The organism is Pontibacter sp. FD36 (genome assembly GCF_015686655.1).
In the GTDB taxonomy this organism is placed as follows: Bacteria; Bacteroidota; Bacteroidia; order Cytophagales; family Hymenobacteraceae; genus Pontibacter.
Genome location: NZ_JADPMP010000009.1, coordinates 119281 through 131895 on the forward strand (window position 1 = coordinate 119281; position 12615 = coordinate 131895).

At 51.1% G+C, this 12615-nt stretch carries 14 protein-coding genes; 7 read left to right on the forward strand and 7 right to left on the reverse strand.

Translation table 11 applies throughout. The annotated features are described in order from the left end of the window. Positions 1 to 8: 8 nt before the first annotated feature. The 3 genes from I0P70_RS13930 to I0P70_RS13940 all read right to left on the reverse strand — a co-directional run bounded on the left by I0P70_RS13930 (position 9) and on the right by I0P70_RS13940 (position 2408). Entirely contained in the window at positions 9 to 524 is a 516-nt protein-coding gene (locus I0P70_RS13930) for a shikimate kinase (RefSeq protein ID WP_196119030.1), read from the reverse strand. A gap of 18 nt (positions 525 to 542) precedes the next feature. Next, positions 543 to 1634: a BT_3928 family protein gene (locus I0P70_RS13935; RefSeq protein WP_196119032.1), complete on the reverse strand. Its 1092-nt coding sequence runs from the start codon at positions 1632 to 1634 to the stop codon at positions 543 to 545. A 219-nt stretch (positions 1635 to 1853) separates the two neighbouring features. Beyond that, positions 1854 to 2408 (reverse strand): DUF1599 domain-containing protein, encoded by a 555-nt coding sequence (locus I0P70_RS13940; protein WP_196119034.1) that lies wholly within the window; start codon positions 2406 to 2408, stop codon positions 1854 to 1856. 42 nt (positions 2409 to 2450) lie between these two features. On the opposite strand from I0P70_RS13940, the gene folP reads away from it, so the two are divergent. From folP to I0P70_RS13955, 3 genes are all read left to right on the forward strand, one after another. Next, positions 2451 to 3308 carry a dihydropteroate synthase gene (gene folP / locus I0P70_RS13945; RefSeq protein WP_196119367.1) on the forward strand — a complete coding sequence of 286 codons (858 nt, stop codon included), beginning with the start codon at positions 2451 to 2453 and terminating at the stop codon, positions 3306 to 3308. Then, the gene (gene cdaA / locus I0P70_RS13950; protein WP_196119036.1) at positions 3305 to 4153 is read left to right on the forward strand and encodes a diadenylate cyclase CdaA; all 849 of its coding nucleotides are present in this window, start codon (positions 3305 to 3307) and stop codon (positions 4151 to 4153) included. Before folP ends, cdaA begins: the two co-directional genes overlap by 4 nt. Positions 4154 to 4460: 307 nt before the next feature. Next, positions 4461 to 4805 carry a hypothetical protein gene (locus I0P70_RS13955; protein WP_007652294.1) on the forward strand — a complete coding sequence of 115 codons (345 nt, stop codon included), beginning with the start codon at positions 4461 to 4463 and terminating at the stop codon, positions 4803 to 4805. A gap of 73 nt (positions 4806 to 4878) precedes the next feature. Here the strand turns inward: I0P70_RS13955 and I0P70_RS13960 are convergent, their stop codons facing one another. The 4 genes from I0P70_RS13960 to I0P70_RS13975 all read right to left on the reverse strand — a co-directional run bounded on the left by I0P70_RS13960 (position 4879) and on the right by I0P70_RS13975 (position 8272). After that, a complete protein-coding gene (locus I0P70_RS13960; protein WP_196119038.1) occupies positions 4879 to 5097 on the reverse strand; it encodes a PLDc N-terminal domain-containing protein in 219 nt (72 codons plus the stop codon). A gap of 37 nt (positions 5098 to 5134) precedes the next feature. Then, the gene (locus tag I0P70_RS13965) at positions 5135 to 5425 is read right to left on the reverse strand and encodes a hypothetical protein (protein ID WP_196119040.1); all 291 of its coding nucleotides are present in this window, start codon (positions 5423 to 5425) and stop codon (positions 5135 to 5137) included. 101 nt (positions 5426 to 5526) lie between these two features. Continuing rightward, on the reverse strand, positions 5527 to 6723 hold the full coding sequence (gene kbl, locus I0P70_RS13970) for a glycine C-acetyltransferase (RefSeq protein WP_196119042.1): 1197 nt from the start codon (positions 6721 to 6723) through the stop codon (positions 5527 to 5529). Between the two features lie 64 nt (positions 6724 to 6787). Next, entirely contained in the window at positions 6788 to 8272 is a 1485-nt protein-coding gene (locus I0P70_RS13975; RefSeq protein WP_196119044.1) for a hypothetical protein, read from the reverse strand. 387 nt (positions 8273 to 8659) lie between these two features. Here I0P70_RS13975 and I0P70_RS13980 point away from each other — a divergent pair, with 387 nt between their 5' ends. The 4 genes from I0P70_RS13980 to I0P70_RS13995 all read left to right on the forward strand — a co-directional run bounded on the left by I0P70_RS13980 (position 8660) and on the right by I0P70_RS13995 (position 12614). Continuing rightward, positions 8660 to 9637: an NAD-dependent epimerase/dehydratase family protein gene (locus tag I0P70_RS13980; protein WP_196119046.1), complete on the forward strand. Its 978-nt coding sequence runs from the start codon at positions 8660 to 8662 to the stop codon at positions 9635 to 9637. 265 nt (positions 9638 to 9902) lie between these two features. Continuing rightward, positions 9903 to 10580 carry a hypothetical protein gene (locus I0P70_RS13985; protein ID WP_196119048.1) on the forward strand — a complete coding sequence of 226 codons (678 nt, stop codon included), beginning with the start codon at positions 9903 to 9905 and terminating at the stop codon, positions 10578 to 10580. 164 nt (positions 10581 to 10744) lie between these two features. Then, the gene (locus I0P70_RS13990; RefSeq protein WP_196119050.1) at positions 10745 to 11086 is read left to right on the forward strand and encodes a co-chaperone YbbN; all 342 of its coding nucleotides are present in this window, start codon (positions 10745 to 10747) and stop codon (positions 11084 to 11086) included. Positions 11087 to 11159: 73 nt separating this feature from the next. Next, positions 11160 to 12614 carry a DUF4403 family protein gene (locus tag I0P70_RS13995; RefSeq protein WP_370583229.1) on the forward strand — a complete coding sequence of 485 codons (1455 nt, stop codon included), beginning with the start codon at positions 11160 to 11162 and terminating at the stop codon, positions 12612 to 12614. Position 12615 lies beyond the last annotated feature (1 nt).

Sequence of the window (12615 nt, forward strand, 5' to 3'; positions counted from 1 at the left end):
AGTTTTTGTTATGGTTTAACTAACGATTCTAACCGTCCAATGTTATACCTTTTTCCCGATACCGTATACTTAGCCTGCTTGTAGAATACCAGACGTTCAGCTAATGTTTTGACTATGAAATCCTTTAGCTCTTCTTCGCTTTTCTGAGCCAGCAAGGGACGCTGGCTCAGGTTTGTCAAAAGCAGTCGTTGCGTGAGTTCTTCAGCCGGCACGTCCAGAAAAATGCTCGTGCCGTGCTGGTTGATAAATGCCATGTTGTCGAAGAAGCAGGGTGCGCCGCCGCCAGTAGCTACCACAGCTTGCTCAAATTCCTGCACTACCGACTCCAGCGCCTGCCGTTCCTTCTGTCGAAAGCCCTCCTGCCCCCCTGCGGCAAACAGCTGCGCAATGCTGCAGCCTTCCCTTTGCTCAAGGTACTCGTCGAGGTCCACGAAGGTATAGCCCAGCCGCTCAGCCAGCTGTCGACCCAAAGTGGTCTTGCCAGCCCCCATCATACCGATCAGGAAAATGCGTTGCGTGCTCAAAGCTAAGGTATAGTGCTTTTACAGCAAGCTCACCAGCTCCGACACATCTGGTGTGTCGTTGTGGTGCCACATGCCTTTTACGGTGCCGTCCTGCAGCAGCATGGTGCCGGGGTTGGCACGCATCATGGTTTTGAGTACAGTGCCGTCGCCGAAGAAGTACGGAGCAGCCAGACCCACCTCGTGGCGGAAGGCCTCAAACTCCTGACGGCCGGAGGAAGTGATGACTACAGGCGTTATACCCTGTTGCTCGGCTTCCTGTACCAGCTTGCTTATCTGCTCGATGTTGCTGCGGTTGGCTTTCTCTACATTGTGCACGATCACCAGCAGCTTGTTGCCGCTCAGGATTTCCTGTGTGAAATCTCCCTGATCGTTCCACACGTTAAAGTCGGTGATCTTCGGACCATCCTCCGGATTCACCGCTACCATCTCCTTGAAGGTATAGGCTTCATCCATCGGGTACTCCTCAAACTCCTCCTCTTCTCCATCTTTCACCATCACATATTTGTAACGCAACGGTGCCGAAGGCTTCATCAGGGCCGGAATGTTATTGCCAATTTTATAAGCGCGGAAATCGACATAAGGCAGATGCTCATAAGCGTACCAGCCAATGCCAACCGAAATCAGGGCGGTAAGCGCTGTTACGGCTGCTCCCACTTTGGGCTGCACGATTGGTTGCAGGTAGCGTTTATAAAGGAGCAGCCAAATGATCATTACCAGCAATACTATGTCTTTGGTGAACGACTCCCACGGCGTGAGCTTGATGGCATCTCCGAAACAGCCGCAATCGGTCACTTTGTTGAAGTATGCCGAGTAAAAGGTCAGGAAGGTGAAGAACACGATCATGGCCAGCAGCAGCCACAGTACCTCCTTGAGTTTCCAGCGGATAAGCAGCGCCACCCCCAGCACGATCTCAGCCGCACTCAGGAAAATGGAAAGAAACAGCGCTGCCGGTACCAGCGACAGAAACACGGGCGAAATATCGTGAGCGAATACTTCAAAGTACTCCTCCAGTTTAATGGCCGTACCCACCGGGTCGTTGATTTTGATCAGTCCTGAGAAGATGAACAGGACGCCCACAAAGAGCCAGAAAAATTTAGTGATGTAGCGCATTTTGAGTTTGGGATTTTAAGAGTTTGGGAGTTTAGGAAATCGCAAAAGCCGATTCACCTACTCTACCTGACACCTTCTATTAAAGGACTTTTGTCATTTCGAACATGCCCGAGACGTGAGTCGAAGGGGGCGAGCGTAGCTCAGAGAAATCTGAAACTATCTTGGAAATCAATCCTCCAGATCTCTCCTATCGTCGAGATGACATTCTTTTATCTATACTTACTTCACCGTCTCCGCAAAGCCCGACTTAATCAAGGCAAACACGGCGTAGTTAATCATGTCGCGGTAGTTCGCCTCCACGCCTTCCGAGATCAGGGTCTGGCCTTCGTTGTCTTCGATCTGCTTGGTGCGGTAGAGCTTCATCAGGATAATGTCGGTGATGGAGCTCACGCGCATGTCGCGCCATGCCTCGCCGTAGTCGTGGTTTTTGGCATTGAGCAGTTTGATGTTCTCTTCTATGTGCTCAGTATACATGCGCTCCACCTCTTCTGCCGAAAGCGTCAGTTCGTCGCTCTCCTGCAGGCCAAGCTGCATCAGGGCGATCACGCAGTAGTTGATGATGCCCACAAACTCGTCACGGATGTCGTCCTCCACCATTTGCTTGCCCTTCTCCTGGATGGAGCGGATGCGTTGTGCCTTGATAAAAATCTGGTCGGTGATGGACGGCAGTCGCAGCACGCGCCAGGCGGTGCCGTAATCTTTGGTCTTCTTGACGAAGATATCTTTGCAGCGGTTTACTACCTGATTATATTCCTGGAGTGTTTGACTAATCAACTTTTTAGCTTTAATTTTAAACGATTGACAGATACGCCAACATTGGAATCGAAAGATAAGTTTTTTCGAAAGAAAAGTACACTTAACTGCCGCGGAAAAATCCTTTCGCTGGATATGCCGCTAGTCATGGGCATCCTCAATGTTACGCCTGACTCTTTCTATGCAGGCAGCCGCCTGAGCTCTCCCGACGAAGTTGTTCAACGAGCCAAAAGCATGCTGGAAGACGGTGCTGACATCCTTGACCTGGGAGGTTACTCTTCCCGGCCGGGCGCTGCGGATGTTTCAACAGCCGAAGAACTGGATAGAGTTATACCTGCCATTGAGGCCATCATGCAGGCTTTCCCGGGAGCTGTGATTTCAGTGGATACCTTCCGGGCCGAAGTAGCGGAGGCCAGTGTAAAGGCGGGTGCTTCCATCATCAACGATATTTCGGGCGGCAACCTCGACGAGGCCATGTTCGAAACCGTGGCGCAGCTGCAAGTGCCTTACATCCTGATGCACATGCGCGGCACGCCGCAAACCATGAACAGCCTCACGGACTACAAGGACCTCGTGCTGGATGTGTTGGACGAGCTGCAGGTCAAGGTGGCGCAGTTAAAAAGCTTGGGTGTGAACGACATCATACTGGACCCGGGCTTTGGTTTTGCCAAGACTGTGGATCAGAACTTTGAGCTAATGCACCGACTTGAGGAACTACGTGTACTTGAGCTACCGTTATTAGTGGGAGTATCCCGCAAGTCCATGACTTACAAGTACCTGGGCATCGACCAATCCGAAGCACTGGCCGGCACAATAGCACTCAATACCATCGCGTTAGGAAAAGGTGCCGACATTTTGCGGGTGCACGACGTAAAAGAAACAAAACAGACTATCCAACTATACACGAAAGTAACGCATTGATTCCTTTATTTACAGTAGGCTTTTTGGAAATTGAGCTGCTCGATGTGCTTGACATCCTGCTCGTCACGGTATTGCTTTACCAGCTCTATAAACTTCTGACTGGTAGCGTGGCACTTAAGATTTTCCTGGGCCTGCTCTCCGTATACCTACTATACCTGGTGGTAAGGGCCGCAGGCATGGAGCTCCTCAGCATCATCCTCGGCCAGTTTATGGGAGTGGGTGTACTCGCAGCCATCATTGTATTCCAGCCCGAGATCCGGCGCTTCCTTTTGCTGATCGGTAAAACCACCGCCTTCAACAACGACCGCCTTTTCCGTGGATTCCCATGGCGGCGCGACCAGGTGGAGAAGCTCAGCCTCACCCCCTTTATTGAAGCCTCCAAATCATTGGCCGCTAAAAATACAGGTGCGCTGATCGTATTTGCCAAAAGCTCCGAATTGAAATATTACGCCGAGTCCGGCGACCTGATTGATGCCGTGATCTCGAAGCGACTGCTGATGTCGATCTTTAACAAGACGAGTCCGCTGCACGATGGCGCTGTGATCATTTCGGGCAATCGCATCAAAGCGGCCCGCTGCATTTTGCCTGTAACGGAGAACAACGAGATACCCGCCTCCATGGGTCTTCGCCACCGCGCTGCTATCGGCCTTACGGAAGTAACCGACAGTGTGGTGCTGGTCGTATCCGAAGAAACAGGCCAGATCGCGCTGGTACGCAATGCCGAGGTATACCGCAACCTTTCCTCAGCTGACCTGCGAGTGAAGCTCAACCAGTTCCTGTTCGACACAGACCAGAAGCCAGCCGCTGTTCCAGCTCCTGCAGAGAAGTCGGTAAGCGCAGCCTAAGGTATAAGCCTAAAACGATAGCAAAGCCAGCCCTTGGGGCTGGCTTTTTTTATTACCATGGACTCAGAAGCTATACCTGTTGCATACCTGCAGCCATACTTCCTACAACCAGGGTTAAATGATGGGTGCTCACCACAAAGTGTGGAAAAATTTCCCCATCACCCTGTGCTCTTCCACAGTTTGCAAAACCCACCTAAAATACACAACTAATTAATAAACAGTAACTTATATAATTTAAGTGGTTCTGGCACGGTTATGCCAATAGGGCTATGTGAAACAAATGTTAATCGAACTAAACTAACATAACATGAAAAAAGCAACTTTTTTAGCAGCCGCCATTGCCCTACTTGGATTTACATCTATCGATGCGAACGCACAAGCTACACAGGCTGCTGAGCAAGCCCAAACGCAAACTCAGAACGACAATAGAGAAAAAGTTACCAAAGATCAGCTTCCAGCCCCTGTAAAGGCGGTATTGGATCACGAAGCTTACAAAGAGTGGACTGTAGGCGATATCTACAAAGTGAAGCCAGCTGAAGGTGACGCGAACGCAAAAGTTGTTTACGAAATCGCCCTGACAAACAAAGAAGGCCAGACTGGCACAATCACCCTTGATGAGCAAGGCCAGGACGCTTCTAAAGAACAAGAATAGCCAAAGCGTACTTAAAGAAACTATACTTAGAACTATGGAAAAGGGCCTCCGCCAAGCGGAGGCTTTTTTGTGTTTATGCTTTTCCTCTTCTTTTCCAGAATACCCAGTAGGCCAGCAGGCCAAAAACGGGCACAACCCACAGCACAACCATCCAAAGCAGACGCTCGGTCAGGTTATAATCTGTTTTGAAGATCAGGTGCAGCAGTGAGAGCACTACCAGTGTATAATAGGCAGCCACCAGCAGAAAGATAGAACTGAAGAAAGGTTCGTTTCCGATAAAACAGAACAGCATAGACTAGGTTTAGTGTTGAGAAAGAGAAGAAACAGGCTTATCCAATAATGATCTGGCTGACAAACCAAGCCAAATAAGCTAATGCCGGTGCACAAAGCAGCAGCACCATACCCAGATTGACACGCACCCACTGTGGGTTGAGCATCATGCTCAGGTAGGCCTCTGCCGAAAGTAAAATAGAGAAGTAAAAGGTGATTTGAAGCAGTGTACCGGTCAGGTTTACCTCGTCCCGTATACCTGCCGTGGCGTAGGCCAGAAAGGATATCACCAACCAGGCCAGCACGGTACCGAGCAGCAACTGACCAGCCTTTATTTTGACGTTGTTCATAGGTATAGCAGGAATGTGGACCTTGATAATGACAAGTTAATAAAAAACAGCCACTCCCCCAATGGAAGTGGCTGTTTCTATACCTTGATGGATTTGCAATCTTACTTGATCACACCCAACTCGCGGCCTACCTCTGTGAAAGCGGCAATGCACTTGTCGATGTGTACGCGGTCGTGCACGGCGGAGAGCTGCACACGGATACGGGCTTGCCCTTTTGGAACAACCGGGTAGTAGAATCCGATCACGTAGATGCCTTTGTCGAGCATGCGGGCAGCGAACTCCTGCGCCAGCGGCGCGTCATACAGCATAACCGGCACGATCGGGTGGTCGCCAGGCTTGATGTCGAAACCAGCGGCGGTGATCTGCTCACGGAAGTACTTCGTGTTCCACTCCAACTTGTCGCGCAACTCAGTGGTAGAGCTCAGCATGTCGAGCACGGCGATGGAGGCACCCACGATAGACGGAGCCAGTGAGTTGGAGAACAGGTATGGACGTGAACGCTGACGCAGCATGTCGATAATCTCTTTCTTACCAGATGTAAAGCCACCCATAGCACCACCCAGTGCTTTGCCTAGTGTACCGGTGATGATGTCCACTTTTTCCATCACGTTGTGGTACTCGTGCGTTCCGCGCCCAGTCTTGCCCATAAAGCCGGTGGAGTGCGAATCGTCTACCATCAGCACAGCCTGGTACTTATCAGCCAAATCCACAATCTTGTCGAGTTGCGCCACCGTGCCGTCCATAGAGAAGGCCCCGTCTGTCACGATGATGCGATGCTTGGTGCCGGCATTCACGGCTTCCTGCAGCTTGGCCTCCAGGTCTTCCATGTTGTTGTGCTCGTAGCGGAATCGCTGGGCTTTGCACAGGCGGATACCGTCGATGATAGAGGCATGGTTCAGCGCATCCGAAATGATCGCTGACTCGGCATCAAACAAAGGCTCGAACACACCGCCGTTAGCGTCGAAGGCCGCTGCGTAAAGGATCGTATCTTCAGTGCCCAGGAACTCAGACAGCTTTTGCTCCAGCTCTTTGTGGATATCCTGCGTGCCGCAGATGAAGCGCACGGAGCTCATGCCATAACCGTGGGTGTCAATGGCGTGTTTGGCTGCCTCGATCACTTTCGGGTGAGCCGACAGGCCCAGGTAGTTGTTGGCGCAGAAATTCAGCACGTGCTGCATCTGCGTGGTATCAATATCAGCTCCCTGCGGAGTGGTGATGATACGCTCCTGCTTATACAAACCAGCTTCCTTGATCTCGGCAAGCTGTTTTTCCAAATCTGGTTTTAACGTTTCGTACATGGGTTATCTTCGTTAGGCTGTTACTTGATTTATGTTGTTTGTTCAGGTATAGACCTGACTCCAATTACTCTTCTGTTTTAGGCGGTGGACGGCGGATAACTGGCCGTGGGCGTGGTGGCTTTGGCTTTTCTGGCTGAGGTTCAGGTATAGGCTGCTCCTCTGTTGTCGTTGCCTCCGGTTTTTCCATTGCCGTTGAACCTCCTCCCTCCTGCTGTTCTTCTGTTTCCGGCTCCTTGCCCGGTGCCACTGCTGGCGGTGTTGGTCTTTTGATGATCGGACGCGGACGAGGCGGTTTAGCTGGCGGCGCAGCATCAGGCTCGACTCCCGGTGTGCTCTCAGCTGACTTATCCTCTGGCTGTTCAGCTCCTTTATCAGGTGTAGCAGGTGCTCCTGTTACAGGGATCTGTGCTGTAGGTTTAACTTCTGAGGATACATCTGCTCCAGCGTCAGGTATAGCAACGCCACTCTCGGCACTTTTTGCCTCTTCCGGTTTCGCTTCCGGAGCTACTGCTTTGCTCAAAGCAGCCGGACGCTTGATAACAGGCCGTGGCCTTGGCGGTTTTGATGTGTCTGCGGAGGCCGGTTGAGCCGGGATTTCTATACCTGTTGACGCTGCTTGTGCAGCAGTTGGCTGGTCTTCTGTACCTGCATTCAACTGCTGTTGCTCCGCAGGCTTCTGCAAAGCTGCCGGCCTTTTGATGACCGGTCTTGGCCGTGCTGGCTTTGAGGCTTCTGCAGCTGCTTCGCTTGCCGGTGCTATACCTTCGGCGGGTTTTTCCGGAGTAGCCTGCCCCTCACCTTGTGAAGACTTCTGCAGAGCGGCTGGTCGTTTGATCACCGGCCTTGGTCGGGCTGGCTTAGCAGGTTCAGCTGATGCCTCTGAATTAGCGGTCAGCTCAGGAATAGCTGTGGCATTCTGCTCTTGGCTGGCTGGCTGATTTTCTGGTTTTGAAAGAGCGGCCGGACGCTTGATCACTGGTCTGGCTCGTGGCACGGCTGGCTCCTGCGGTGCAGGCACATCTGCTTCTGCAGGCTTGTCGGTAGACGCTTCGGCAGCTGGCTTAGGTATAACAGGACGCTTGATAACTGGTCTGGCCTTCGGAGCTGTAGGTAATGTTTCCTCCGCTGGCTTTTCGGAAGCTGACGGGTCGTCGGTTGTTGGCGTCTGCAAAGCGGCAGGTCGTCGCACCACAGGCCTTGGCTTAGGCGTTGCGGCAGGCGTAACCGGCTTTTCCTCAATTGTTTCCTGTGGAACATCGGGTGTAGCAGGTATAGCTGCTGGGATTTCAGTTTCAGGCTTCGGAGCAGGAGCAGCGGCACGGCGGGCAGCGGGCCGTGGTGCTGCTGTGGTAGCCGGCTTGGGTACGTCTTCCTCCCGTAAGTGGTAGCGCAGTCGTACATTGTTGAGCACCATTTTCACGGCCACATAAAAGCTGTTGGGGTGCATTTGCGCATACATGCTCTCCCAGGCCTGGAACCGAGCCGGGTCTTCTGCCGCAAAGGCTTCCTTGTTTATCCGCTTTTTTACGAGGTACTCTTCAAACTTCATAGTGCGCTGACCGTGTGCTATACCTGCAAAGGTACGGAAACAGGCCTGAATCGTGTTTAATATTCGCTTTATAGGCCTGCCACACTCACTGCAAAGGCCTTTTGCTCAACAAATATAAGAAAATCGCACTCCTGAAACAGGCTGGCATTATTTCTATTTTACCATTGCATTACTTAATCATTAAATCTGCCGGCAGCTATTTCAGTACCCGATTAGCCGCTATACCTTTGGTTCGTGGTGAAAGTATTAGGTTAAGATTAATTTAGTGAGCATGAAGCGCTTGCCTTTGGCAGGCGTTTTCTATTTCAGGCCCCTTGGGATTCTTGCGCTTATATTTTCAGGATTGGCCTGAAATCGGTTACTTTGTGCAACTAATTTATTCTGACTATGGCAAACACAAGTGACACGGTATTGGTGATTGGCGCCTGCGGACAACTTGGCTCTGAACTCACCCTGGAGCTCCGCAACATGTATGGCGGTTCTAATGTAGTGGCAGCCGATATCACGGCTCCCAAACAGGCTGACCTCCGCGACTCAGGCCCATTTGAGAAGGTGGATGTACTGGACACAAACGTACTGGCCGAATTGGCCTCCAAATATAAATTCAAGCAAATCTACCACCTCGCAGCCGTGCTGTCGGCCACCGGTGAAAAGAACCCAAAGTTTGCCTGGAAGTTGAACATGGAAGGCCTGTTCAATGTGCTGGACCTGTCGCTGGAGCACAAGGTCCAGAAGGTATACTGGCCAAGCTCTATAGCCGTATTCGGCCCGAACACCCCGCGCCAGAACACACCGCAGCACACCATCATGGACCCGAACACAGTGTATGGCGTGAGCAAGCAAGCCGGCGAGCGCTGGTGCGAATACTATTTCCAGAAATATGGGCTGGATGTGCGCAGCCTCCGTTATCCTGGCCTCATCGGTTACAAGGCCCTGCCAGGCGGTGGCACTACCGACTATGCCGTAGACATCTATCACAAAGCTCTGGAAGGTGAAACATACGAATGCTTCCTGAGCGAAGACACGTACCTGCCGATGATGTACATGCCGGATGCGCTTAAGTCCACATTGGACCTGATGCACGCACCGGCTGAGCAAGTAAAGATCCGCGATTCTTACAACCTGAGCGCCATGAGCTTCTCTCCGAAGGAGATCACGGAATCCATTCGCAAGTTTATACCTGACTTCAAGATCACTTACAAGCCCGACTACCGTCAGCAGATCGCCGACTCGTGGCCGCAGAGCATTGATGATAGCGCCGCCCAGCAGGATTGGGGCTGGAAACCTGCCTATGACCTTGATGCCATGACGGAGGATATGCTGCTCAATCTGAAGAAGATGAAAGAAGAGCAGACACTGGCTTAGGTATAAGTATTGGGACATTGACATTTGCAGAGCTGAAGCTACTATAACGGTACACTTTAGTTCTTCAATCTTAAAGTATACAAGCGAAAGCGGGTGGTGCGAAAGCATCACCCGCTTTTTTATTTAGCCAATAACACGCTATTTATCTGACACTTAAACAGCACAAGCTCTAAGCAAAACAATTTTAATTCATACTTATACCTTAAACTATTCAAAACGGCACAATATTTGGTTTTACCTATATATACTTAACCAAACCATCTATATGAAACTAAAACTACTAGCCCTTTCCTGCTGCCTGGCCGCAGCTTTCACAGCGCAGGCGCAGACTACAGAGGTCGCACAACCTGAAAACAAAACTTACAAACCTACTGCCGGCGACATTACTACTGAAGTAGCCGTCAACCTCGAATATGGGATATCCTTAAACAGAGGGGGAATCAGAGTCCGAAAGTTTATTGCTGCAGACAAAGCTTACCGACTTGGGGCTCAGGCAAACTATGTCTATGATAAGACAGGAGACGAATCGTATCAGACAACTTTTGGCATTTCCATTGCGCCGGGTATAGAAAAGCATTTTGCGGGCACCAGCAGATTGTCGCCTTACATCGGAGCGGAGCTACCGATTGGCTACAGAGGCACTAAATCTGAAAGTGCAAGCCAAATTACAAAAGGATCCTGGACACCAGCTAGTGGCTGTTCAGCCGGCAACAGAGCAAATTACAACATTGGCTTGAACGGTTTGGCTGGGGTAGACTATTACATTGCCCCCCGCTTCTATGCAGGATTTGAATTAGGTGCTGGAATCCGGTACAGTAAGGAGAAAGACGTGACAACTACCTACAAAAATGATTACACGCCCGATGAGGAATATAAAGGATACCACAGCATCAGCTTCTCTCCTTTTTCCACCGGAGGAATCCGCCTCGGATTTGTATTTTAATAAAAATTAAAGATTAGCTACACTTATATAATCAGCCGCCAGCATCTTGTTGGCGGCTGTTTTTTTATTCAGCAGTTAACCTATATTTTGCACAAAACGTCTATAAGTTACAGAAGCACAGTCGCAGGCCCCGGCAGGTATGCGACGACCCAAAACACTAGACCATGACTGTAACTGATATAAATGACGATAAGCTAAGGCAGCTGATATTTGAGAAAGAAAGAGTAATCGTAAAATTCACTGACCCGGCCTGCCCGGTATGCAAACAGCTTTCCCCTTCTTTTCGAAAGTTCTCTACTGAACCACAATACCATGACATCACGTTTGCGCGCATGAGCGCCAGCGAGAATCCAGTATCTAGTCAGGAGGTCAAGCTTACGGGCACGCCATTTTTCGCTTCTTACCTAAAAGGAACAATTCAGGAGTGCGGCATTGTTGACACCGAAGAAGGCATTCGCGCTATGCTGTCCCGGCTTTTACAACCAGCTAGTCAGGAAACCAGATAATAACACATCGGGTCGAGCACGGACAATGGACAAATGCCCTTAACTTGCGCCATAATTTAGAAGGCTATAACGCGTGTTCCGACTCACTACCCTACAGCTTGTTTTTATTTTGTTTGTACTCAGCAGCCTGCTTGCGTTTCAGGCATGCTCCAGTACTGCTCGACTGAACACTACTGCCCCAGCGGCTACCGTGTCAAATGCGCCTGTTTATAAGCCGAAGCTCTCTTCTGTCAGTATACCTGTTTCCATCCCGCTGGCTGCTATTGAGGACAAGATCAACGAGGAAATACAGAGCGCCCTTTACAAAGACGACAACTTAAACGATGACAACCTGATGGTCACCGTGCTCAAAAAGGGCCGCATGACCATTAGGGCCGATAAGGATAAACTCTACTTCAGTGTGCCGCTGCAGGTACACGCCAAGGGCCGCTGGCAGTGGGAACCCTGCAAAGCCTGTCCCTCATTCAGCAAGACCGAGGCCACTTCTTTCGACATGGTCGTGAAAACAGAAAGCCGCTTTGGCCTCACCGACGATTACAAAGTGAACACCATCACGAGCGGCAATTTTGAGTGGGGCGATACCAAGCCTTACATCAACCTGGGTCCGCTTAAGATCGGCTTGGCCCGCTTCATAGAGCCCGCCATGAAGCAGCAGATGAGCACCATCGCCCGCCAGCTGGACAAAGAAATACAGAGTCGCCTGAACCTGCGCCAGTACGTGGCCGACACCTGGGTGCAGCTGCAGCAGCCTGTGAAGCTGGACGACAACCTCAATGCCTGGCTCACTGTGAATCCACAGGAGGTGCGCATGGCTCCGCTATACGCTCATAACGGCAGTTTGCATACCCGCATCGGCATCAGCTCTTTTATACAGGTGAGCACTGACGGCAAGCCACAAACAAAAGTAAACAAGAACCTGCCCCGCCTGATCATCGACAGCCGCATGAGCGACGACATTCAGATCGGCCTAACTGCTACCGTGCCTTATGCCCATGCCAGCAGCCTGATGCAGCAGCAAGTGGCTAACCAAACCTATACCTTCGACGAGGGCAAAAGCCAGCTGACTGTTAAGGACGCCGCCATCACCCCAAGCGGCGAGCAGCTTGTACTGATGCTGGACGTGGACGGCAAAACCAAGGCAGGCCTCTTTACCAAGAAGCTGGTAGGCAAGCTATACCTGCGCGGCACACCTTACTACGATGCTCAAACTGCCTCTATCAGGCTGCGTGACGTGGACTATGACCTCGACACCAGAGACATGCTATTGAACACGGCCAATTGGCTGGCCAAGAACAAGTTCAAGGAGATGATTCAAAGCCAGGTAAACATACCGGTGCAAAGCCAGCTGACGGATGTGCGCAACATGCTGCAGCAGACGCTGAACCAGTCAGGTCGATTGCACGAATCGGTATTGCTGCGTGGGGCCGTCAGCGAATTGGCGCTTGAGAATATTTACCTGAGCCCTTCAGGTATACAGGCTGTTGTCAATGCCAGAGGCAGCCTTACCGCCACCATTGATAAGCTCTAGC